This is a genomic window from Streptomyces sp. MH60 (assembly GCF_002939385.1).
Taxonomy (GTDB): domain Bacteria; phylum Actinomycetota; class Actinomycetes; order Streptomycetales; family Streptomycetaceae; genus Streptomyces.
The window spans coordinates 13,588-36,185 of the sequence record NZ_MULI01000047.1; the positions used below are offsets into that span (position 1 = coordinate 13,588).

Below are 22,598 nucleotides of genomic sequence, written 5' to 3' on the forward strand. Positions count from 1 at the left end.
ACACCATGACCCGTTTCGTCCTGGGACAGAACCAGTACGGCAAGGCAGAGAACCGCGTCGTCAAGATCACGCGTGACGGCGACACGCACCACATCAAGGACCTGAACGTCTCCGTCGCCCTGTCCGGCGACATGGAGGAGGTCCACCGCAGCGGTTCCAACGCCAACGTCCTGCCGACCGACACCACCAAGAACACGGTGTTCGCCTTCGCCAAGGAGCACGGCATCGAGAGCGCCGAGGACCTCGGCGTCAAGCTCGCCCGCCACTTCGTGGACAACAACGACCCGATCCACCGGGCCCGCATCCGCGTCGAGGAGTACGGCTGGGAGCGGATCGAGACGTCGAAGGGCGGCGCCCGCTTCGTCGGCGCCGACGAGATCGCCCACTCCTTCGTCCGCACCGGCCAGGAGACCCGCGTCGCGCAGATCACCTACGACGGCCACGGCATCCAGGTGCTCTCCGGCTTCAAGGACCTCACCGTCCTGAACTCGACCAACTCCGAGTTCTTCGGCTTCCTCAAGGACAAGTACACGACCCTCCCGGAGGACCACGACCGCATCCTCGCCACCACCGTCTCCACCTGGTGGCGGCACAACTGGGACGGCATCGACTCGCACGCCCCCGACTGGGACCGCTCCTACGGCGGGGTGCGCAAGCACGCGCTCCAGGCGTTCGCCGAGACCTACTCGTACTCGCTCCAGCAGACCCTCTTCGAGATGGGTGTGCGGGTGCTGAACTCCCGCGACGAGGTCGACGAGATCCGCTTCTCGATGCCCAACAAGCACCACTTCCGCTCGGACCTGTCGCCCTTCGGGATCGACAACGAGGCCAAGGACGGCGCCGTGTACTACGCCGCCGACCGCCCCTACGGCCTGATCGAGGCCACCATCCTGCGCGACGGCGCCGAGCAACTCATCCCGGTCGACATGACCAACCTCTGACGCGGCAGGCGCGCCGCCGGCCCCGCCCCCGGGGCCGGCGGCGCGCCACACCGGAGGAAACACCATGGCACTGCCTGCGAAAGGGCCCGCCACCGGCCCTGGCACCACCCCGCCGGTGCACACCGAGGACGCCGTCACGTCCGTGCACCCGGTTGACGAGAAGCTCCACCCCTCGCGGCTCGTCCCCGCCGCGCTCCAGCACATCGCCGCCATGTACGCGGGCGTCGTCACTCCTCCGCTCATCATCGGCCAGGCCTGCGGACTCGACCTGGAGGGCCGCACCCGGCTGATCGCGGCCTCGCTGCTGATCGCGGGCGTCGCCACCCTGCTCCAGACCCTCGGCGTCAAGGGCTTCGTCGGCAACCGCCTGCCGTTCGTCAACGCCGCCTCCTCGGCCGGCATCGCGCCCATCCTCGCGATCGTCGAGACCAACGCGAAGGGCAGCCAACTCCCCGCCGTCTACGGCGCGGTGATGGTCGCCGGTGTCTTCTGCCTCGCCGTCGGCCCGTTCTTCGGCCGGCTCCTGCGCTTCTTCCCGCCGCTGGTCACGGGTGTCGTCATCACCCTCATCGGCGTCACGCTGATGCCGGTCCCGGTCGGCTGGGCCCAGGGCGGCGACAAGACCGCCGCCGACTTCGGCTCGATGCGCCACCTCGCGCTCGCCGCCTTCACCCTCGCCGTCATCCTCGTCATCCAGCGCTTCGGCCGGGGCTTCGTCAAGCAAGTGGCGCTGCTCTTCGGCCTGTTGATCGGCACCCTGGCCGCCGTCCCGTTCGGCATGGCCGACTTCGGCGCCCTGAGGTCCGCGCCGGTCGCCGCGCTGCCCACGCCCTTCGCCTTCGGCGCCCCCGAGTTCCAGCCCGCGGCCATCCTGTCGCTGTGCATCGTCATGCTGGTCCTGATGACGGAGTCGTCCGCCGGCATGCTCGCCCTCGGCGAGATCTGCGACCGCCGCGCCGACGCCAAGGTCATCACCCGCGGCCTGCGCACCGACGGCCTCGCCACCCTGGTCGGCCCCGTCTTCGGCGGCTTCCCCACCTCCGCCTTCGCCCAGAACGTCGGCGTCGTCTCCCTCACCCGGGTGCGCAGCCGCTACGTCGTCGCCGTCGCCGGTGCCACCCTGCTGGTCCTCGGCGCCTTCCCGGTCCTGGGCGCGGTCGTCTCCCTGGTCCCGATGCCGGTCCTGGGCGGCGCGGGCATCGTGCTGTTCGGCTCGATCGCCGTCAGCGGCATCCGTACGCTCTCCGAGGCCGGGCTGGACGACAGCTCCAACATCATCCTGGTCGCCGTGGCGCTCGGGGCGGGCATCATCCCGCTGGCGGCGCCCACCTTCTACGCCGAGTTCCCCGCCTGGGCCCAGACCGTGCTGGGCTCCGGCATCAGCGCCGGAGCGATCGTCGCGGTCGCCCTCAACCTCTTCTTCCACCATCTCGGCACCCGGAGCCGCCAACCGGTTCCGGCACTCAAATCCTCCTAGGGTCCTGCCGTGCCCTCCCCGTGGGTACTCGACTCCCCGCCCACGGGCCCCACCGAAAGGCAAGGAAGCAGCATGGCAGCATCATCGGCAACCGGACGCACCGTCATCGAGCACGGTGCGATCGCCACCGTGGACGCGGGCGACACCGAGTACGCCTCCGGCCACGTCGTGCTCGCCGGCAACCGGATCGAGTCCGTCGGCGCGGGCGGGGCACCCCAGGACCTGGAGAACGTCGTACGCCGGATCGACGCGACCGGACACCTGGTCACACCGGGACTGATCAACACCCACCACCACTTCTACCAGTGGCTCACCCGGGGCCTGGCCACCGACCACAACCTGTTCGACTGGCTGGTCGCCCTGTACCCGACCTGGGCGCGCCTCGACGAGCCGATGGCGTACGCGGCGGCCCAGGGTTCCCTCGCCGTGATGGCCCGCGGCGGCGTCACCACCGCCGCGGACCACCACTACATCCACCCGCGGGGCGCCGGTGACCTGTCCGGCGCGATCATCCGCGCCGCCCGCGAGATCGGCGTCCGCTTCACCCTCGCCCGCGGCTCCATGGACCGCGGCGAGTCCGACGGCGGGCTGCCGCCGGACTTCGCGGTGGAGAGCCTGGACGACGCGCTCGCCGCCACCGAGGCCACCGTCAGGGAACACCACGACTCCTCCTTCGACGCGATGACCCAGGTCGCCGTCGCCCCCTGCTCGCCCTTCTCCGTCTCCACCGAACTCATGCGCCAGGGCGCCGAACTGGGCCGCCGGCTCGGCGTACGGCTGCACACCCACGGCTCGGAGACCGTGGAGGAGGAGAAGTTCTGCCACGAGCTGTTCGGCATGGGCCCCACCGACTACTTCGAGTCGACCGGCTGGCTCGGCGAGGACGTGTGGATGGCGCACTGCGTCCACATGAACGACTCCGACATCGCCGCCTTCGCCCGCACCGGCACCGGCGTCGCCCACTGCCCGTCCTCCAACGCCCGCCTGGCCGCGGGCATCGCCCGGGTCCCCGACCTGCTCGCCGCCGGCGTCCCGGTCGGCCTCGGCGTCGACGGCACCGCCTCCAACGAGTCCGGCGAACTCCACACCGAACTGCGCAACGCCCTGCTGATCAACCGCCTCGGCGCCCACCGCGAGGCCGCGCTGGACGCCCGCAAGGCGCTGCGCCTAGGCACCCACGGCGGCGCCCGGGTCCTCGGCCGGTCCGCCGAGACCGGCTCCCTGGAGGCGGGCAAGCTCGCCGACCTGGTGCTGTGGCGGATGGACACCCTCGCCCACTCCTCGATCGCCGACCCGGTGACCGCCCTGGTCTTCGGCGCCCCCGCCCCGGTCACGGCGTCGTTCGTGAACGGACGGCAGATCGTCGAGGACGGCAGGCTGCTCACGGCCGACGAGGACGCCCTCGCCCGCTCCACCCGCGACGAGGCACGACGCCTGGCGCGGATCGCCGCGCAGGGCTGAACCCCGTACAACAGAACACCACTTGATCTCCGGCCGGGAGGGACGGCTCCCGGCCGGTAACCGTGGACCCGAGCGGGGTCCACGGTGGCCTACTCCGGGGTGTGCGCCCCTGCGCGCACGCCCCGGAGCGGTCGCCCGTTCCCCCGAACGGTCCGTCCCGGTCCCGCACGACCACCACTAGCTCCACCTCCCTGACACCCACGTCAGAGTCGACGTGTAAACGACCGGAGGAACGCCGCCGTGGCCGACCACCCTGTTGACGAGAAACTCCCGCCACTCAAAATGGCGACGACCGGCCTGCAACACGTGGCCGCCATGTACGCCGGGGTCGTCGCCCCACCCCTGATCGTCGGCGCGGCCATCGGCCTGAGCGCCACCGAGCTGACCTTCCTCACCGGCGCCTGCCTGTTCACCGCGGGCCTGGCGACCTTCCTGCAGACGCTGGGCATCTGGAAGATCGGCGCCCGACTGCCCTTCGTCAACGGCGTCACCTTCGCCGGTGTCGCCCCGATGACCGCCGTCGTCGCCTCCACCGACGACAAGTCCGACGCGCTGCCGATCATCTTCGGCGCCGTCATCGTCGCCGGACTCCTCGGTTTCATCGCCGCGCCGTTCTTCAGCAAGGCGATCCGGTTCTTCCCGCCGGTCGTCACCGGCACCGTCATCACCCTCATAGGCATATCCCTGCTGCCGGTCGCCTTCGGCTGGGCGCAGGGCCCCGCCCCCGCGGCGGACGACTACGGTTCGTCGACCAACCTGGGCCTGGCCGCGATCACGCTCGTCATCGTCCTGCTCCTGCGCCGCTTCACCCGCGGCTTCGTCAAGCAGATCGCCGTGCTGCTCGGCCTGGTCGCGGGCACGCTCGTCGCCATCCCGTTCGGCGCCACGGACTTCGGTCCGGTCGCGGACGCGGCCGTCGTCGGCTTCCCGACGCCGTTCCACTTCGGCGCACCGCAGTTCCAGATCGCCGCGATCATCTCCATGTGCGTGGTGATGGTGGTCTCGATGACCGAGTCCACCGCCGACATGCTCGCCCTCGGCGAGATCGTGGACCGCCCGGCCGACGAGAAGACCATCGCGGCCGGCCTGCGCGCCGACACCCTGGGCTCGGCCCTCAGCCCGGTCTTCAACGGCTTCATGTGCAGCGCCTTCGCCCAGAACATCGGCCTGGTCGCGATGACGAAGATCCGCAGCCGCTACGTCGTCGCGGTCGGCGGCGGCTTCCTGGTCCTGATGGGCCTGTGCCCGATGGCGGCCTCGCTCATCGCCGTCGTCCCGCGCCCGGTGCTGGGCGGCGCCGGCGTCGTCCTCTTCGGCTCGGTCGCGGCCAGCGGCATCCAGACCCTGGTCCGGGCCAGCCTGGACAAGGACAACAACGTCCTGATCGTGGCGGTCTCGCTGGCCGTCGGCATCATCCCGATCGCGGCGCCGGAGTTCTACCACGCGTTCCCGGAGAACGCGCGGATCATCCTGGACTCGGGCATCTCCACCGGCTGCGTGGCCGCGGTCCTGCTCAACCTGGTCTTCAACCACATCGGCGGCCGGGAACGCGACGCGGAGGACGTCACCCACCCGATGGAGGCGGGCGACGAGATCACCGAGTCGTCCCGGGCGGCGGCGATGCCGTGACCCGAGCGTCCGACGCACGGCCGCGGGCGGGGGGCCGGTACCTCTGCACAGGGGCGCCGGCCCCCCGCCCGCCGTTGACGACCCCGCCTGTGCGGCACCCGTCGCACTACAGCCCGAACAGCTCCGGCCGCGCCGCCAGTTCCTTGAAACGCTGCCGCGGGTCCGGCACCAGCCTGCGCTCGCCCAGGTCCATCAGTCCGCCGACGGCCTCGATCTCGGCGGCGACCGTGCCGTCCGGCTTGACGACGAGCTGCCGGATCCGGAAGGTCTTGCCCTCACCCCACTCGAAGGCACAGGTCACCGTGACCTCGTCACCGGCGAGCAGCTCCCGCCGGAACCGGATGGTCGTCTCCAGGGCCACCGGACCGACCTGGCGGGCGACCAGGTCGGCCTGCCGGATTCCGGCCGCCTGGAGCATCGACCAGCGGGCGTGCTCGGCGTAGTTCAGGTACACCGACTGGTTCAGGTGGCCCTGGGTGTCGGTCTCGTACCCGCGGACGGTCACCGGTACGGAAAACGGCTCGCTCACCGCTGCTGCCTCTCGTCGCACACGTACTGACGGACCGATCCTGACATGTGGCCGTCACACCTTCCGCGGGGAGGCCAGCAGATAGCGGGCCCGCGTGCGCGGTTCGGTGTGCTCCCCGACCTGCCAGCCGGCCCGCTCCAAGGTCGCCGCACAGGCCCGCAGCGCGCCGCCGTCCGGCTCGTACACGGCGACGGCCTCCGGCTGCGGTGTCGCCCGTACCCGGTATCCGTCGTCGCCGCCCGGCCCGGCCGGACGGTGCCCCGCCGCCTCCAGGGCCAGCGCGGCGGCCCGCACGAGATGTGACCGCTCCCACCCGCACGGCCGGTCCGTGCTCCCGTCGGGATGCGTCATCCGGCGCAGCTCCAGCAGCCCCTGCCAGGCACCGCGCACCTCCCGCAGCCGCGCGGGTCCGTTGCCGCCCGGGGCGGTCTCCTCGCCGCCGACCCGCGCGGCGAACACCCCTCCGGCGTCCGGTGCGGCGGGCGCCTCGGGCGGCACCGCCACCGCGTCCGGGCCGGCTGCCGCCTCCCGTATCCGGTGCCCGGCCGGGGTCAGGAAGTGGTCGTGCGGCGGCCGCGGATGCCGGAAGGCGAGCCCCCGTTTCACCAGCGCCGCGAGCTGGGCGGGCGTCCCCCTCAGCCGTCCGGTGACGGGATCGGCGGCCTCGATGACACGCCGCTGCGCGGCGGTGGGCGACAGTGCCACGGCGTGCCCCCCTTCTCTCGTCGGCTCACCCGTGACGCCTTCGAAGACTACGACGGGGGTCTGACATTCCAGGCGGCGATCACCGGTCGCCCGTGCTCCGTGCCCAGCCGGCACAGCGTGCCCGTGCCCAGCTGGAACAGTGCCCCGTGCGATGCCGGGAGGCCCAGGTGCCGGGCGGTCAGCACCCGCAGGAAGTGCCCGTGCGCCACCAGCACCACGCACCCCTCGGTGTTGGCGAACGCCGCCTCCACCGTGGCCAGCACCCGGTCGGCTCGCTCGCCCACCTGCTCGGGCGTCTCCCCGGGACGGTCAGGCGGTCCGGGCGCCACCCCGTCCGTGAACAGGAACCAGTCGGGACGGCTCCGGTGGATCTCGACGGTCGTGATCCCCTCGTAGCCGCCGTAGTCCCACTCGTGCAGGTCCGGCTCGATGCGCACGTCGTGCAGCCCGATCAGCTCGGCCGTCTCCCTTGCCCGCTGGAAAGGGCTGACGAAGGCCGCCCCGATCCGGTGCGACCGGATCAACGGCACCAGACTCCGCGCCTGCTCCCGCCCCTTCTCGGTCAGCGGGACGTCCGTCAGCCCGGTGTGCCGTCCGGAGCGCGACCACTCGGTCTCACCGTGCCGGACCAGAAAAAGATCACCCATGCCCCCAGGCTACGGCCGGGGACGCGGCTACTGCCGGTAGCCGCTCAGGAAGCGCCCGATCCGCCCGATCGCCGCCTCCAGGTCCTCCGCGTGGGGCAGCGTCAGGACGCGGAAGTGGTCCGGGCTCGGCCAGTTGAAGCCGGTGCCCTGGACGACCTGGATCTTCTCCCGCAGCAGCAGGTCCAGGACGAACCGCTCGTCGTCGTGGATCCTGTGCACCGCCGGGTCGATGCGCGGGAACGCGTACAGCGCGCCCTTGGGCTTGACGCAGGAGACACCGGGGATCTCGTTGAGCTTCTCCCAGGCCACGTCCCGCTGTTCGTGCAGCCGTCCGCCGGGGGCGGTCAGTTCGCGGATGGACTGGCGGCCGCCGAGCGCGGCCTGGATGGCGTACTGGGCGGGCGCGTTGGCGCACAGGCGCATGGAGGCCAGCATGGTCAGGCCCTCCAGGTAGTCCTTCGCGTGCTGCTTCGGCCCCGTCACCACCAGCCAGCCGGAGCGGAAGCCCGCCACCCGGTACGTCTTGGACAGGCCGCAGAAGGTCAGCACCACCAGGTCGGGGGCGAGGGACGCGGCCGAGTGGTGCACGGCGTCGTCGTACAGGATCTGGTCGTAGATCTCGTCGGCGAAGACCATCAGGCCGTGCCGACGGGCGAGGTCGAGGATGCCCTCGACGATCTCCTTGGGGTAGACGGCGCCGGTGGGGTTGTTGGGGTTGATGATGACCACCGCCTTGGTGCGGTCGGTGATCTTCGCCTCCATGTCGGCCAGGTCCGGGTACCACTCCGCCTGCTCGTCGCAGAGGTAGTGCACCGCCGTGCCGCCCGCGAGGGTGGTCACCGCCGTCCAGAGGGGGAAGTCGGGGGCGGGGATCAGCACCTCGTCGCCGTCCTCGAGGAGGGCCTGTACGGCCATGGAGATCAGCTCCGAGACGCCGTTGCCGAGGAAGACGTCGTCCACGTCCACCGCCAGGCCGAGTGCCTGGTAGCGCTGGGCGACGGCCCGGCGGGCGGAGAGGATGCCGCGCGAGTCCGTGTAGCCGTGCGCCTGCGGCAGCATCCGGATCATGTCCTGGACGATCTCCTCCGGCGCCTCGAAGCCGAAGAGGGCGGGGTTGCCGGTGTTCAGGCGCAGGACGCTGTGCCCCGCCTCCTCCAGCGCGTTGGCGTGCTCGATGACCGGGCCGCGGATCTCGTAACAGACCTCGCTGAGCTTGTTCGACTGCCGGAACTCCATGCGCGGCTTCCCCTCCGGAATCTGGTGTTGCTTGGTTTTACCAAGTAGCAGCTTGGAAAGTCCAACAACTTGTCTACACTGCGTCGCATGTCACCTCGCCGTAGCTACGACCAGTACTGTTCCGCCGCCCGCGCGCTCGACGCCGTCGGCGACCGCTGGACCCTGCTGATCGTCCGGGAGCTGCTCGCCGGCCCGCGGCGCTACACCGACCTGCACGCCGACCTGCCCGGCGTCAGCACGGACGTACTCGCCTCGCGGCTCAAGGACATGGAGCGCGAGGGACTGACGACCAGGCGCCGGCTGCCCCCGCCCGGCGCCGCGTACGTCTACGAACTCACCGCGCGGGGACGCGGCCTGCTGCCCGTCCTGGAGGCGCTCGGCGCGTGGGGCGCCGGCGAGCTGGGGGAGCGGCGGCCGACCGACGCCGTACGCGCGCACTGGTTCGCGCTGCCCCTGCTGCGCGCGCTGCGGGAGGCCGGGGCGGGCGAGGGACTGGTCGAGGTCCGGCTGGAGGAGGGGGAGTTCCACCTGTACGCCGGCACGGCGGCACGGGGCTCGGCGGAGGGGTCCGTGTACGGCGAGGGGTCCGCGCCCGGGGAGCCCGACGCCCGGCTCGTGCTGGACGCCGTGACGTGCGTGGCTCTCGGGCGGGGCGAGGTCGGCCTGCGGGAGGCGGTGCGCGACGGCCGCGTCGAGGTGAGCGGCGACGGCCCGGCGGCCAAGGCGCTGCGGGAGGGGTGAAAACGGCAGGAGGCCCGCCGGAGCGGGCCTCCTGATGGTGTGTCAGGCGCCCGGCGGCACCCGGGACGGCCGTCCCGAACCACGGGTCAGCGCGTAACCGCCGATGCCCGCGAGGGCGGCCAGGACGGCCCCGATCCCGCTCCACACCCAGCGGTCCGACCACCAGCCCGACGACCAGCCGTCCTCCGGCTCGATCGCGGACAGCACGGCGCTCCGGTCCTCCTCGTCGCCCTCGTCGGCGCCGGACGTCACCGCGATGCCCGGCACCAGCGGCTCGGCCAGCGAACCGTCCACCGCGGCGGCCCCGCCGATGTCCTTGGAGTCCACCCGCACCTCGGCGGAGACCGGCACGCCGAGGTCGGAGGCCGGCACGTTCACCGCCGTCAGCCGGACGTAATAGGTGCCCGGCAGCGGGTCGTTGGCCCACGGTTCGGTCCAGGCGCGCACGGTGCGCAGGACGCAGGCCAGCTCGACCGAGGAGGTGCCCGCGTCCGCGGTGCGGGCCTGGGCGCCCCACTGGCAGGCCTGGCGGCGGCGCAGGCCGTCGTACACGTCGACCCGCCAGGTCTGGGCGGCGTGCGTCTCGGGCAGCTTCACCGTGGCCTTCACGGTGGGCCGCTGCCCGGCGTCGGCCGGGAACGACCAGTACAGGTAGTCGCCCGCGGCACCGTTCGCCGTGGCGACCTGCCCCTGCTCGAACTCGGCCGCCGTACGGAAGGACGTGCCCGCCGTGGTCGGCGCGTCACCGTCCTGCGCGGGGCTCGCGGAGGGCGAGGAGTCGGCCGCCGCGGGAGCCGCGGCGAGGCCGAGCAGCACCACGGACGCCGTCAGCACTCGGGTGAATCGCATCAGTTGGTCCTCCAGATCGCGAACCGCCAGCGCGAGAGCCAGCCCCACAGCAGACCGGCCACGAAGCCGACCAGCACCAGCAGGCCGAGCAGCCACCAGCCGCGCCCGAGGCCGAAGGCGGCCACGTCGTCGGAGTCGCCCGGACCGTCCACGACGTCGACGGTCAGCTCCAGCGGCAGTCCCGGCGTGGTCTTCACGCCGGAGGCGACGGAGAAGGAGTTGGTCACCTGGAGGCACACGGCCTCGGCCGCGGCGTCCGCATCGTCGTCGCTCTCCGCCTTCGGGTACTGCAGCCCCGTCGAGAGCACGTCGGTGCGGCCGTTGCCCGCCGCCTCGCCGCGCACGATCTCCCGGCCGTGCACGGTCACCGCCCGCAGCAGCACCCCGTAGGACGGGTTCACGGCCCGGTCGGCGGCCACGCTCACCGAGGCCCGCAGCTCCTGACCGGGCTCCACGTCCACCCGGTACCAGCGCTGCTGCCCGAACTCCTCGCGGTCGGTGTACAGCCCCGACTTGAGCGTCGGCGCCTTCGCGCACGCGTCCGCGCCCTCGGTGGCGACCGGCGTCACCACCGGGTCGGCCGCGCGGTCCACCAACTGGTTGACCTTGTCGGTCAGTTCCTCGGTGTGCTCGACCGAGGTGTACGTGCCGCCGGTCGCCTCGGCGATGCAGCTGAGCTGCTGCCGCATCTTGGTGTTGGGGACCAGACCCAGCGTGTCGATGGTGAGCCCGATGCCCTTGGCCGCGATCTCGCGGGCCACCTCGCACGGGTCCAGCGGGGCGCAGGTGTCCTCGCCGTCGCTGATCAGCACGATCCGCTTGGAACCGGCGCCGCCGTCGAGGTCGTCGGCCGCCTTGAGCAGCGCGGGCCCGATCGGCGTCCAGCCCGTCGGCGACAGGGTCGCCACCGCCGTCTTCGCCTCGGTGCGGTCCAGCGGGCCCACCGGGTAGAGCTGCGCGGTGTCCTTGCAGCCGGTCTTGCGGTCGTCGCCCGGATAGTCCGCGCCGAGCGTCCGGATGCCCAGCCGCACCTCTTCCGGCGTCGCGTCGAGCACCTCGTTGAACGCCTGCTTCGCCGCCGCCATGCGCGTGCCGCCGTCGATGTCCCGCGTCCGCATCGAACCGCTGACGTCGAGCACGAGGTCGACCTTCGGCGCGTCCTCACCCGTGGGTTCACCGGCGCTCGCCCCGGCCGGGAACGCCATCCCGGCCGCCAGCGCGGCGAGCAGGGCACAGGCACCCGCCGCCAGCCGTGTTCTTGTGATCATCGGCGGATCTTATTGATCAGTGGTGTCGCGCTCCAAAACGAGACCGCGCCGATGCCCCGACTTCACCTCCACCGCAGCGGATTGGGCAGCTCCGTCCACAGATCGCCCGTACTCCCCGGTGAAGTCCGCATCGCGGTCAGGGCCTTCACCGGCAGGGGCTCCTCGCGCAGGGCCACCGTGTCCCGCGTGCGGGGCAGTTCGGGCACGGCCGCCGCCAGGGCGCTGCGCAGTGCCGGGCCCGACCCTGCCGTCGCCGCCAGCGCGCCGCCCACCAGCGAGCCGAACAGCTTCCGGCGCAGGGCGACCGGTTCGTCGGTGCGGATCCGGGCGGGCAGGCCGGGGGCGGCGATCCCGTGCCGGGCCAGGCGGGCCGGGGAGACGCGGATGTCGGCCAGGTCGCGGTAGACCAGGCGCAGCGGGTCGCCCGTCGCGGAGAGGACGACCAGGAGGTTCTGGCCGTGGGCCTCCAGCGCCACGCCCAGCTCCAGCGCGCGCAGCCCGACGGTGAGCGCGACACGGGCGAAGGCGGCGAGCCACGCGGGGGAGCGCGGCAGTCCGGTGGTCGCCAGCGCCGCGACCGGGACGACGTGCTCACCCCCGGAGGCGTACACCTGGGGCGACTCGCGCAGTACGGCGGCCAGGTCGGGGGAGTGGGCGGTGGCCGCGCCCGGCGTGCGGGTCACGTGGAGCAGGCCGTCCATCCGCGCCGCCAGCCGCTCCCCGAACGCCGACAGGTCCGCCGACGCGGCGATCGAGGCGACCGAGATGTCCCGCACCGAGGACGTCAGCCGGGCGCTCAGCGCGGTCTTCACATGCACCGAGCCGGGCATCGCCAGGGTCCGCAGGGACATCAGCGGACGCGCGGCCGGCCCGGCCCCGACCGACTGCTTGAGCACGTGCGCCGCCTGCCACGGATGCACCGGGACCAGCACCCGCCCCCCGTCCCGCAGCTCCCGCGGCCACACCCCCGTCACCAGGCACTCCGCCGCCGGGACCGGCACCAGCCCCAGCTCCACCACCGGCCCGTGCTCGGGCCCGTACGCCAACTGCTCGGCCACCGAGAACCCCGGCCGCGCACGGCAGCCCGGATGGTAGGGATGCCCGTCGACCACCCGCCGCTCCCAGCCCCAGTCGCTGTCCGGCCACTCGTCCGGGTGATTCCCCGACGCCCCCTCCCGCGCCGCCCGGGGCTGCGCCGCGCGCGACAGCGCCAACGACGCGGCGCTGTGCCCGAGTTCGGCGGCGAAGGCGGCCGAGTGCGGTACGGCGAGGTCGGTCATCAGCCGCTCCGGGTCGTCGTACGCGGCCTCGTCCAGTCGGACGAGCGGCACGTACGCGTCCGTGCGGTAGGGGTCGGCGGCCGGTCCGGTCAGCCGCCGGCCGTCCCGCAGGCGCAGGACCAGTCCGTCCCCGGACCGCTCCCGGCCCTCGATCCACGGCAGCGGTTCGAAGGCGAGGGCACGCCACAGCCGCGACAGCACGGCCGCGCGGGCCCCGGGCCGCTCGGCCGTGAACCGGGCGGCCAGGGCGGGGCGGACGGCCGCCACCTCGTCGGCGAAAGCGGCCGCTGCGCTGGGAGGACGATGCACGAGCTGGCTCCTCGGATACGGATACGGGTATGGATACTGCTGCGGGTACGAGTACAGGTACGGCGTCACGGCGCAGGGCCGACGAGGGTCATGACGAGAGACATACTGATCGTCTCCGTCCTCTCCGCCATGGACCGACCGTAGGGAACGAGTGGAACGCGTGGATCTCCTGCCCCCGCCCACCGGCGCCGACTCCCGGGACGACGTGGCGCGCCGTGCCGACGCCCACGCGGCCGTACCGCTGCTGAACTGCCTGCTGCGCGAGGTGGCCGAACCCCTGCCGGGCCCCGGCGCCCGCCCCGTGTACCGGCTGCCCGGCGGCAGACTGCTGCGGGTGCGCCGGGGCCGCCGGCCCGCCGAACCGGAGGTCCGCACGGCGGACGGCTGGCACCGCGTCGACCACGCCGAACTGGTGAAGCTCGTCGCCGAGGCGCTGCGCCGGCACACCGGTGTGGGCAACCACGAACTGCCCACCGAGATGACCGACAGCCGCGACGCGGTGGCCGCGCTGCTGGCGGCACGCGCCCGTGCCACCCCGCCCGCGGACCCGTACCTCCGCTCCGAGCAGGCCCTGCTCACCGGCCACACCCACCACCCCGCCCCCAAGGCACGCGGCGGCGGCCCGCACGCCGGGTGGCTGCCGTACGCGCCCGAGGCGCACGCCCGCTTCCCGCTGACGCTGCTCGCCGTGCGCGAGGACACCGTCGTCGACGAGGGCGACACCGCCGCCCTGGACGCCCTCGGCAAGGCCCCGCCCGGCTATCGCCTGCTGCCCGCCCACCCCTGGCAGCTGGAGCTGACCGCACCGGCCCTCGCCCCCGCCTTCGCCGACGGCCGGCTCGTCCGGGTGGGCACGACCGGCTTCTTCGCCTGGCCGACGGCCGCGATCCGCACGGTGTACGCGCCCGAGTACCTGCCCGGACAGGACCTGTTCCTGAAGTTCAGCCTCGACGTGCGCGTCACCAACGACATCCGCCGCCTGTGGCGCCACGACCTGATGCGACTGCGCCGCACCGACACCGCCGTCACCGAGGCATTCGCCGCCGTGGGACCCCCCGCGGCCTGGCTCGGCGACCGCGGCCACCGCACCGCGGACTTCGCCTTCGAGGAACTGGCCGTCGTCGTCCGCGACGGCCTGCGGGACCACCTGCTGCCCGGCGCGACCCCGCTCCTGGCCGCCGCGCTCGTGGAGGGCTTCCCCGGCAGCCCGCTCACGGCCACCGCGGACCCGGCGGCCTGGTGGGAGGCGTACCTCACCGCCGTCGTCCCGCCCGTCCTGACCGCCTTCGCCGACGACGGCGTCGTCCTGGAGGCGCACCTGCAGAACACCCTGGTCGCCGTCGACGCGACCGGCATGCCGGTACAGGCGCTGTTCCGGGACGCGGAGGGCGTCAAGCTGCTGCCGGACACCCCCCGGGCGGCCGGCTGGGAGCGCCTGGTCTACTGCCTGGTCGTCAACCACCTGTACGAGATCGCCGCCGCCCTCGCCGAACACCACCCCGGCCTCGACCCCTGGCCCGCCGTCCGCCGCGAACTGGCCCGCCACGACCTGCCCGAGATCCCCGCCCTGCTCGCGGCTCCCACCCTCCCCGCCAAGACCAACCTCCTGCTGCGCTGGACCGGCGCGGACGGCGCCGACGCCCGCTACCGCCCCCTGCCCAACCCGCTGCGCGGGGCGTGAGCGGAAATCCCGTGCCGGGCCGCGCCCCGGTGGTGCACACTCACCGCATGGCGGACATGGACGCGTTCCGGGACGAGCTGGCCCGCTGGGCGGCGGGCGGCGCCTCGGACACGGCGGCGGAGCTGGCGGTGGACCTCGGCCTGCGGACGGCGGTGCTGCTGGAGGGCCCCAGCGACCTCGCGGCCGTCGAGGCCCTGGCCGCCCTGGAGGACCGTGACCTGAGCGCCGGAGGCGTGGCCGTGGTGTCCATGGGCGGCGCGATGAGCGTCGGCCGCTACGCCGGCCTGCTCGGCCCGCCCGGCCTCGGCCTGCGCCTGACCGGCCTCTGCGACGCCCGCGAGGAGCCCTTCTACGACCGCGGCTGGCAGCGGGCGGGCGCCGCCCGCGACTTCCACGTCTGCGTGGCCGACCTGGAGGACGAGATGATCCGGGCGCTGGGCCCGGAGCGGGTCGAGGAGGTCATACGGGCCGAGGACGAACTCCGCCCCTGGCAGACCTTCCTGGCCCAGCCCGCCCAGCACGGCCGCCCCCGGGAGCAGCAGTTGCGCCGCTTCCTCAGCACCAGGAAGGGCCGCAAGATCCGCTACGGCAGCCTCCTGGTGGAGGCGCTGGACGGCCGACGCCCACCGGCCCCGCTGGCGGGACTCCTCACAGGTCTGTGAGGAAGCGGACCCAGGCCTCCGGGGACACGGCGAGCTGGTCCCCGTGCCGCACTTTCGAGTCACGGACGTGGACTGTGTCGGGGCAGGAGGCCACCTCGACGCAGTCGCCGTCGCCGCTGCTGCTGTACGTGCTCTTGAACCAGGACAGTTCCGTCGTGTTCATGAGGCTCCTCGCATCTGCCGCAACAGGCCCAGGGAGTCGTCGAGGGAGAGGGCCTGTGACCGCATCCTGGCATACCTCATTTGAAGGACGCTGACCTCTTTCCGCTCGGACACGAACATGCCTCCGCGCTGCCCCTCGTTGTAGGCGAACCAACGAGTGTCGGGTGTTTCCAGCAGTTGCATCGGGCCGGCCATCCCCGCATGGGCATTCCGTACCAAAGGCATCACCTGTACCTCCACGTTCCGCAGCTCCGCCAGCCCCAGTACGTGGTCGATCAGCTCCCGGGTCACCTGCGCTCCGCCCATGCGCCGCAGGAACAGATGTTCCTCCAGAATGAAGCTGAACGCCGTGTTCGGCCGCTCCCTCAACAGCCGTTGTCGTTCAGCCCGTGCCACCCACCGTGCCTCGATCTGATCGTCACCCAGTGGCGGCAGTTGGTTCGTGAACAGCGTGCGCGCGTATGCCTCCGTCTGCAACAGCCCCGGAATCAACCGGCATTCATACGTATACAGACTCACCGCCTCCGCCTCGAACCGCGCCCACTGCCGGAACCAGCTCGCCAGCCCCGGTTGCCGCGACAGATGCCGTGCCGCACCTCGAAGCGCCCCGAAGGCGTCAAGCACTTCCTCCGCGCGCTCCACGAAGTCCGTCGGAGGGAACCGCCGCCCCTGCTCGATGGACGCCACCGTCGGCACCGAGTACCGCACTTGTGGCGCGAACTCCTCCTGGGTCAGCCCCGCCCGTTTGCGGAACGCCTTGACGACCTCGCCGAACGCCTTGAGGCTGTCCGACGCCTCCGGTTCACCCGCGCCGCCCGTACCGTCCGTCATCCAGGACACCTCCCACCCGTCACGCCCACTCAACGGGCCCATGGTCACGGACGGTTACTCCTACTGTCCACCGTCCGCACCCGTACGCTCACCGTGCGTACCGGTCGCTGATCTGGTGGTACGGCTTCTCCGCAGGTGGGATGGGCGGCATGAGACCAGCCTCCACCCCTCGACCCCCGGTCACCGCGCGTGTGTTCGTACAACGGTTCAGCTCCACCCCGCGCGGCGCCCGCCTGGCCCGCCACCTCGCCCTGCACCGGCTGGACACGTGGGGTGTCTCGTACGGCTCGGCGGTCTCCGACACGGCCGCGCTGCTCGTCGCCGAACTGGCGGCGAACGCCGTGACGCACGGGCGGGTGCCGGGGGGGACATCGAGGTGCTGCTGCGGCTGGACGCGTACACGCTGCGGATCGACGTGTCCGACAGCCGGGGTGAGCGCCGCCCGACGGTCACGGCGGCTCCGGAGGCCGAGCACGGGCGCGGGCTGCTGCTCGTGGACGCGCTGGCGGACCGGTGGGGCGTGTTCGACCGCGTCCCCGTCGGCAAGACGGTCCGCGCGGAACTGGATCTGCCGCCGCGTGGCCAAAGATCACTCACGGGCGATGACTTCGCGCGGGGATGAGAGTCTCCCTCACGACCACCCCACCCCCGCTCACGCGGCCGATGACAGGAGACCTTCTCGCATGACTGATCCTTAGCAGACCGGCGTCTGGCCCTCGATCCGTACGGAGCGAGCGGCGCTCGCGGCCGACCTCGCCAGTCTGACCGACGAGCAGTGGGCGACGCCGTCGCTGTGCACCGGTCTGACGGTGCGCGAGGTACTGGCGCATCTCACGGCGGGCGCGAGCCTCAACACCGTGCGCTGGCTGGCGGGGGTGATCCGCTGCCGGTTCGACTTCGACAAGCAGGTCGCCGTGCGGCTGGCCGAGCAGTTGGGAGCGGATCCGGCGGAGACCCTCGCGCGCTTCAGGCGTGTCGTCCCGAGCACGACCAAGCCGCCCCTGCCCGCCATCGCCATGTTGGGCGAGACGCTCGTGCACGGCGAGGACATCCGGCGTCCGCTGGGCATCCGGCGCGACTACCCGATCGACGTCGTCACACGGGTGGCCGAGTACTACCAGGGCTCGGACATGGTGGTCGTCGCCAAGAAGCGCATCGCGGGGCTGCGACTGGCCGCGGTCGACGGCGCCTTCACGACCGGCTCCGGGCCCGTGGTGTCCGGTCCCACCGTGGCCCTGGTGATGGCCATGACCGGCCGCGCGACGTACTGCGACGACCTCGAAGGGGAGGGTGTGGACATCCTCCGCGGCCGCTGCGGGACGGCTTGAACGTGCCTGCCGGTCGGCGCGTTCCGCGCTCGGGCGTGCGCGTCCATATGCTCGTCCCATGCTCACCGAAGTCACCGCCACCCGCTACGTCGAGCCCCTGCGCTCCGGCGGCTCCGTGCCCGCCGTGGTCGAGGCCGACGATCTCGGCACCTACGTCCTGAAGTTCACCGGCTCCGCGCAGGGGCGCAAGGCGCTGGTCGCCGAGGTGGTCGTGGGGGAGCTGGCCCGGGAGCTGGGGCTGCGGGTGCCGGAGCTGGTGCTCGCGCACTTCGACCCGGCGATCGCCGACGCCGAACCGCACCAGGAGGTCCGGGACCTGCTGCACGCCAGCGCGGGGCTCAACCTCGGCATGGACTACCTGTCGGGCGGCGCCGACTTCACGCCCGAGCTGGCCGAGGTGTTCCCGGTGGACGCGCGGGAAGCCGGGCGGGTCGTCTGGCTGGACGCCCTCACCGTGAACGTGGACCGGACGGTGCACAGCTCCAACCTCATGGTCTGGCCCACCCTCGGCACCGCACCCCCGCGGCTGTGGCTGATCGACCACGGCGCGGCGCTCGTCTTCCACCACCGCTGGGGCGCCTCCCCACCGGAGAAGGCGTACGACTTCCGCCACCACGCCCTCGGCCACTACGCGCCCGACCTCCCGGCCGCCGACGCGGAGCTGGCGCCGAAGGTGACGCGGGAGCTGCTGCGCGAGGTGGTGGGCCGGGTGCCGGAGTCCTGGCTGACCCGCGAGGGCGACCTCGACACGCCGGAGAAGGTGCGCGCGGCCTACGTGGACTACCTGCACGCGCGCGTACGGGCCTCCCGCCAGTGGCTGCCGACCGGCTTCCCGAGCCGTGAGGAGCTGGCCGCCGAGAACGCCGCCCGCGCGGCGCGCACGCAGCGGGGCCGGCCCGACTGGCTCAAGCGGGTCCCCGACCTGCACGGCAAGCCGCCCGCGGAGCAGGACTGGTCGGTCCACCTCGGCTGACACACGCCCGCGCCCCTGGTGCCGAGCCTCGGCACCAGGGGCGCGTGCGGGCGCGTGCGGCGTCAGCCCTTCAGCTGCTCGTACGCCGGCAGCGTCAGGAAGTCGGCGTAGTCCTCGTCGAGCGACACCGTGAGCAGCAGGTCGTGGGCCTGCTGCCAGTTGCCGGCCGCGAAGGCCTCGTCGCCGATCTCGGCGCGGATGTTGGCCAGTTCCTCGGCGGCGACCTTGCGGGCCAGGTCGGCGGTGACCTGCTCGCCGTTGTCGAGGACGACCTCCGCGTTGATCCACTGCCAGATCTGCGAGCGGGAGATCTCGGCGGTGGCCGCGTCCTCCATCAGGTTGAAGATGGCGACGGCGCCGAGGCCCCGCAGCCACGCCTCGATGTAGCGGATGCCGACCTGGACGGCGTTGACCAGACCGGCGTACGTCGGCTTGGCGTCCAGGGAGTCGATGGCGATGAGGTCGGCCGCCTCGACGGCGACGTCCTCGCGCAGGCGGTCCTTCTGGTTGGGCTTGTCGCCGAGCACCTTGTCGAAGGACTCCATGGCGATCGGGACCAGGTCGGGGTGGGCGACCCAGGAGCCGTCGAAGCCGTCACCGGCCTCGCGGTCCTTGTCGGCCCGGACCTTCTCGAAGGCGACCTTGTTGACCTCGGCGTCCCGGCGCGAGGGAATGAACGCCGCCATGCCGCCGATCGCGTGCGCGCCGCGCTTGTGGCAGGTGCGGACGAGGAGTTCGGTGTACGCCCGCATGAACGGGGCGGTCATCGTCACCGCGTTGCGGTCCGGCAGCACGAACTTGGCGCCGCCGTCACGGAAGTTCTTGACGATGGAGAACAGGTAGTCCCAGCGCCCGGCGTTCAACCCGGCGGCGTGGTCGCGCAGTTCGTAGAGGATCTCCTCCATCTCGTACGCGGCCGTGATCGTCTCGATCAGGACGGTGGCGCGCACCGTGCCCTGCGGGATGCCGACGTAGTCCTGCGCGAAGACGAACACCTCGTTCCACAGGCGGGCCTCCAGGTGGGACTCCGTCTTCGGGAGGTAGAAGTACGGACCCTTGCCGAGGCCCAGCAGACGCTGCGCGTTGTGGAAGAAGTACAGGCCGAAGTCGACCAGGGCGCCGGGCACCGGGCGGCCGTCCACCTGGAGGTGGCGCTCGTCGAGGTGCCAGCCGCGCGGGCGCATGACGACCGTCGCCAGCTCGGCGTCCGGGCGCAGGGCGTACGACTTGCCGGTGCGCTCGTCGGTGAAGTCGATGGTGCGGGTGTAGGCCGCGGTCAGGTTGAGCTGGCCGAGGACCACGTTCTCCCAGGTCGGCGCGGAGGCGTCCTCGAAGTCCGCGAGCCACACCTTCGCGCCCGAGTTGAGCGCGTTGATGGTCATCTTGCGGTCGGTGGGGCCGGTGATCTCGACGCGGCGGTCGTTCAGCGCGGCCGGAGCGGGGGCCACCTTCCAGGAGTCGTCCGCGCGGATCGCGGCGGTCTCCGGAAGGAAGTCGAGCGTGGAGGTGCGGGCGATCTCGGCGCGGCGCTCCGCACGGCGGGCGAGGAGCTCGTCACGCCGGGGCGTGAACCGCCGGTGCAGCTCGGCCACGAAGGCGAGCGCCGCATCGGTGAGGACCTCCTCCTGCCGGGGCAGGGGCTCGGCGTCGACGATGGCCAGCGTGGACGGCGCTGGTGCGGACATGAGCTGTCACTTCCTTCAGCGGTGGCACCGGGTGCCAGAGGGTGCGTATGGGGCATTACGCACTCGCCGTGCAGCGGAGTGCTTCTGGTCAGTGGATAGTAGTTTCCTCATCGTGGAACTTCAATGGTTTGTTGATGTCGAGATTCTCCGGGTCGAGGAAAGGTGGCGCTCGGTGCCATCTCCCTCACTCAAGGTGGACCAGGTCTGCCTCGGTGTCGATGTCGTACGGCCGTGCCACGTCCCCGCACTCGACGAGGGCGATCTCCGCCTCGTGTTCCCTCAGATAGGCGCGGGCACCCCGGTCCCCGGTGGCGGTCGCCGCGATCCCCGCCCAGTGCGCGGCGCCGAGCAGTACGGGATGCCCGCGCACGCCCGCGTACGCCGCCGAGACCAGCGACGTCTCGTCCCGGTATCCGGCGCGCACCCGGGCCATCGCCTCGGCGCCGATGCCGGGCTGGTCCACCAGGCAGACCAGCGCGGCCCGCGCCCCGGTCCCCGCCAGCGAGCCGAGCCCGGCGCGCAGCGACGACCCCATGCCCTGCTCCCAGCCGGGGTTGTCCACGAGAACACAGCCGTCGAGCGCCGCCCGCGCGCGTACGTCCTCGGCGCGCGCCCCCAGTACGACGTGTACGCGGGTGCAGCCGGCCGCACGCAGCACGTCGACCGCGTGTTCGACGAGTGGATGTCCATGGTGTTCGAGCAGCGCCTTGGGGCGGCCGCCGAGCCGTCGGCCGCCCCCGGCGGCCAGCAGCAGCCCCGCCACCCGGCCGCCCACCTGGTCTTCTGTCAGGCCCTCGTTGTCGGTCATGCCCCCTGCATACCTGACCGCCCGCCAAACGCTCCGGCGTGCGCGGGATGTCCGAAGACTTTCCGGAGACTGAATTTCGGTCCGCGCGGTGGCGCGCGCGGCGCGGGGTGGCGTTTACTGGCCCGCGCACAACGGGGTACGAGGGGGAGGGCTGTGTTGCGGAGCTTGGGGCAGAGGCACGTGACCGTCGGCGACGAGGACGTGAGGGTGGTGGCGCTGCGGACCGCCGTGTCCCGGCTGCGCCGCCAACTCGCCCTGCTGCCCGCCGATTTCCCGGACCGCGGGATCGCGGAGGACGAGTTGGCCGACCTCGCCGCCATGGCGGGCCACGGCGTCCCCGAAGCGGCACGGCTGCGCCGCTCCCTGCTGCTGATAGCCGGTGCGATCGGCTCCGTCAGCGCCCTCGCGCCGGGGCTGACGGAGGTCCGTCACGCCGTGGAACTGTTCGGGGACCCGCCGCGCCGCTGAGCCCGGTGCGGGGAAGGGTGCCTCAGGCGGCCGGGTTGCCGTTCGAGCCGTTGGAGCCGTTCGAGTTCAGCAGGGCCTCCGACAGCTCCGCCGCCACCTGCTGGAGCAGGGGCACGATCCGGTCGGTCGCGGCCTCGGTGACACGGCCCGCGGGGCCGGAGATCGAGATGGCCGCGGCGGTGGGGGAGTCCGGCACCGGGACGGCCAGGCAGCGGACGCCGATCTCCTGCTCGTTGTCGTCGATCGCGTAGCCCTGGCGCCGCACGTCCTCCAGCGCCGCGATGAAGCCGTCCGGCGTGGTGATCGTCTTGTCGGTCGCGGCCGGCATGCCGGTACGGCTCAGCAGGGCCCGCACCTCGTCCGCCGGGAAGCTCGCGAGCAGTGCCTTGCCGACGCCCGTGGAGTGCGGCAGGACGCGTCGGCCGACCTCGGTGAACATGCGCATCGAGTGCTTGGACGGCACCTGGGCGACGTACACGATCTCGTCCCCGTCGAGCAGGGCCATGTTCGCCGTCTCGCCGGTCTCCTCGACCAGGCGGGCCAGGTGCGGGCGCGCCCAGGTGCCCAGCAGCCGGGAGGCGGACTCGCCGAGGCGGATCAGGCGAGGGCCGAGCGCGTAGCGCCGGTTGGGCTGCTGGCGTACGTACCCGCAGGCCACGAGCGTCCGCATCAGGCGGTGGATGGTCGGCAGCGGCAGCCCGCTGCTGGCCGACAGCTCGCTCAGGCCGACCTCGCCCCCCGCGTCCGCCATCCGTTCGAGCAGGTCGAAGGCGCGCTCCAGGGACTGGACGCCGCCGGTGGCGGACCTGGCGGAGTCGGTGGTGCTGGCGCTGGACGTCGGCACGGCACGTTCCTTTCGGGGCTGGCGGGAGGAAAGAAGCGTACCCGGCGGCCGGTTGACTACCGGCTTGTACGTAGCTACGTTCTG

Annotated in this window: 22 protein-coding genes and 1 pseudogene; 11 read left to right on the forward strand and 12 right to left on the reverse strand. The window is 72.5% G+C overall.

Features of this window, described 5'->3' with window-relative positions:
• The first annotated feature begins 5 nt into the window (after positions 1–5).
• The 4 genes from pucL (at position 6) to BZZ08_RS25125 (ending at position 5,508) form a co-directional block, all read left to right on the forward strand.
• Positions 6–941, forward strand: a complete 936-nt coding sequence (gene pucL / locus BZZ08_RS25110; RefSeq protein ID WP_104634528.1) for a factor-independent urate hydroxylase — start codon at positions 6–8, stop codon at positions 939–941.
• A gap of 64 nt (positions 942–1,005) precedes the next feature.
• Positions 1,006–2,418 (forward strand): nucleobase:cation symporter-2 family protein, encoded by a 1,413-nt coding sequence (locus BZZ08_RS25115; RefSeq protein WP_104634529.1) that lies wholly within the window; start codon positions 1,006–1,008, stop codon positions 2,416–2,418.
• A 72-nt stretch (positions 2,419–2,490) separates the two neighbouring features.
• Entirely contained in the window at positions 2,491–3,879 is a 1,389-nt protein-coding gene (locus BZZ08_RS25120; RefSeq protein WP_104634530.1) for an 8-oxoguanine deaminase, read from the forward strand.
• Positions 3,880–4,119: 240 nt separating this feature from the next.
• Entirely contained in the window at positions 4,120–5,508 is a 1,389-nt protein-coding gene (locus BZZ08_RS25125) for a nucleobase:cation symporter-2 family protein (RefSeq protein ID WP_104634531.1), read from the forward strand.
• Between the two features lie 106 nt (positions 5,509–5,614).
• On the opposite strand, the gene BZZ08_RS25130 is transcribed toward BZZ08_RS25125, so the two are convergent.
• Genes BZZ08_RS25130 through BZZ08_RS25145 form a run of 4 tightly spaced genes read right to left on the reverse strand, consistent with a single transcriptional unit; the run spans position 5,615 to position 8,625 of the window.
• Positions 5,615–6,037, reverse strand: coding sequence for an acyl-CoA thioesterase (locus BZZ08_RS25130; protein WP_104634532.1), 423 nt, complete (start codon positions 6,035–6,037; stop codon positions 5,615–5,617).
• A gap of 54 nt (positions 6,038–6,091) precedes the next feature.
• On the reverse strand, positions 6,092–6,742 hold the full coding sequence (locus BZZ08_RS25135; RefSeq protein ID WP_104634533.1) for a hypothetical protein: 651 nt from the start codon (positions 6,740–6,742) through the stop codon (positions 6,092–6,094).
• Positions 6,743–6,789: 47 nt separating this feature from the next.
• Positions 6,790–7,389, reverse strand: coding sequence for a histidine phosphatase family protein (locus BZZ08_RS25140; RefSeq protein ID WP_104634534.1), 600 nt, complete (start codon positions 7,387–7,389; stop codon positions 6,790–6,792).
• Between the two features lie 27 nt (positions 7,390–7,416).
• Complete coding sequence (locus BZZ08_RS25145; protein WP_104634535.1) at positions 7,417–8,625, reverse strand: pyridoxal phosphate-dependent aminotransferase; 1,209 nt, start codon at positions 8,623–8,625, stop codon at positions 7,417–7,419.
• 87 nt (positions 8,626–8,712) lie between these two features.
• On the opposite strand from BZZ08_RS25145, the gene BZZ08_RS25150 reads away from it, so the two are divergent.
• Positions 8,713–9,366, forward strand: coding sequence for a winged helix-turn-helix transcriptional regulator (locus BZZ08_RS25150; RefSeq protein ID WP_104634536.1), 654 nt, complete (start codon positions 8,713–8,715; stop codon positions 9,364–9,366).
• A 42-nt stretch (positions 9,367–9,408) separates the two neighbouring features.
• Here the strand turns inward: BZZ08_RS25150 and BZZ08_RS25155 are convergent, their stop codons facing one another.
• The 3 genes from BZZ08_RS25155 to BZZ08_RS25165 form a co-directional block, all read right to left on the reverse strand.
• Complete coding sequence (locus tag BZZ08_RS25155; RefSeq protein ID WP_104634537.1) at positions 9,409–10,215, reverse strand: hypothetical protein; 807 nt, start codon at positions 10,213–10,215, stop codon at positions 9,409–9,411.
• Entirely contained in the window at positions 10,215–11,483 is a 1,269-nt protein-coding gene (locus BZZ08_RS25160; protein ID WP_104634538.1) for a vWA domain-containing protein, read from the reverse strand. The genes BZZ08_RS25155 and BZZ08_RS25160 overlap by 1 nt, the downstream gene beginning before the upstream one ends.
• A 62-nt stretch (positions 11,484–11,545) precedes the next feature.
• Entirely contained in the window at positions 11,546–13,072 is a 1,527-nt protein-coding gene (locus BZZ08_RS25165; RefSeq protein ID WP_104634539.1) for an IucA/IucC family protein, read from the reverse strand.
• Between the two features lie 151 nt (positions 13,073–13,223).
• Between BZZ08_RS25165 and BZZ08_RS25170 the strand changes: the two genes are divergently transcribed.
• The gene (locus tag BZZ08_RS25170; protein ID WP_104634540.1) at positions 13,224–14,753 is read left to right on the forward strand and encodes an IucA/IucC family protein; all 1,530 of its coding nucleotides are present in this window, start codon (positions 13,224–13,226) and stop codon (positions 14,751–14,753) included.
• A gap of 47 nt (positions 14,754–14,800) precedes the next feature.
• Entirely contained in the window at positions 14,801–15,415 is a 615-nt protein-coding gene (locus BZZ08_RS25175; RefSeq protein WP_104634567.1) for a TOPRIM nucleotidyl transferase/hydrolase domain-containing protein, read from the forward strand.
• Here the strand turns inward: BZZ08_RS25175 and BZZ08_RS25180 are convergent.
• Positions 15,402–15,578 carry a DUF397 domain-containing protein gene (locus BZZ08_RS25180; RefSeq protein WP_104634541.1) on the reverse strand — a complete coding sequence of 59 codons (177 nt, stop codon included), beginning with the start codon at positions 15,576–15,578 and terminating at the stop codon, positions 15,402–15,404. The genes BZZ08_RS25175 and BZZ08_RS25180 overlap by 14 nt on opposite strands.
• A complete protein-coding gene (locus BZZ08_RS25185) occupies positions 15,575–16,408 on the reverse strand; it encodes a helix-turn-helix domain-containing protein (RefSeq protein ID WP_198601685.1) in 834 nt (277 codons plus the stop codon). Before BZZ08_RS25185 ends, BZZ08_RS25180 begins: the two co-directional genes overlap by 4 nt.
• A 149-nt stretch (positions 16,409–16,557) precedes the next feature.
• On the opposite strand from BZZ08_RS25185, the pseudogene BZZ08_RS25190 reads away from it, so the two are divergent.
• The 3 genes and pseudogenes from BZZ08_RS25190 to BZZ08_RS25200 all read left to right on the forward strand — a co-directional run bounded on the left by BZZ08_RS25190 (position 16,558) and on the right by BZZ08_RS25200 (position 18,709).
• A pseudogene (locus BZZ08_RS25190) lies at positions 16,558–17,030 on the forward strand (ATP-binding protein).
• A 97-nt stretch (positions 17,031–17,127) separates the two neighbouring features.
• A complete protein-coding gene (locus BZZ08_RS25195; RefSeq protein WP_104634543.1) occupies positions 17,128–17,736 on the forward strand; it encodes a maleylpyruvate isomerase family mycothiol-dependent enzyme in 609 nt (202 codons plus the stop codon).
• A gap of 58 nt (positions 17,737–17,794) precedes the next feature.
• Positions 17,795–18,709, forward strand: a complete 915-nt coding sequence (locus BZZ08_RS25200; protein ID WP_104634544.1) for a HipA family kinase — start codon at positions 17,795–17,797, stop codon at positions 18,707–18,709.
• A gap of 62 nt (positions 18,710–18,771) precedes the next feature.
• Here the strand turns inward: BZZ08_RS25200 and aceB are convergent, their stop codons facing one another.
• Entirely contained in the window at positions 18,772–20,394 is a 1,623-nt protein-coding gene (gene aceB / locus BZZ08_RS25205) for a malate synthase A (protein WP_104634545.1), read from the reverse strand.
• A gap of 184 nt (positions 20,395–20,578) precedes the next feature.
• Positions 20,579–21,202: a nucleotidyltransferase family protein gene (locus tag BZZ08_RS25210; RefSeq protein ID WP_104634546.1), complete on the reverse strand. Its 624-nt coding sequence runs from the start codon at positions 21,200–21,202 to the stop codon at positions 20,579–20,581.
• A gap of 153 nt (positions 21,203–21,355) precedes the next feature.
• Between BZZ08_RS25210 and BZZ08_RS25215 the strand changes: the two genes are divergently transcribed.
• Positions 21,356–21,670, forward strand: a complete 315-nt coding sequence (locus BZZ08_RS25215; protein ID WP_104634547.1) for a DUF5955 family protein — start codon at positions 21,356–21,358, stop codon at positions 21,668–21,670.
• Positions 21,671–21,692: 22 nt separating this feature from the next.
• Here BZZ08_RS25215 and allR read toward each other — a convergent pair whose 3' ends face one another.
• On the reverse strand, positions 21,693–22,514 hold the full coding sequence (allR, locus tag BZZ08_RS25220; protein WP_104634548.1) for an allantoin degradation transcriptional regulator AllR: 822 nt from the start codon (positions 22,512–22,514) through the stop codon (positions 21,693–21,695).
• Positions 22,515–22,598: the final 84 nt, after the last annotated feature.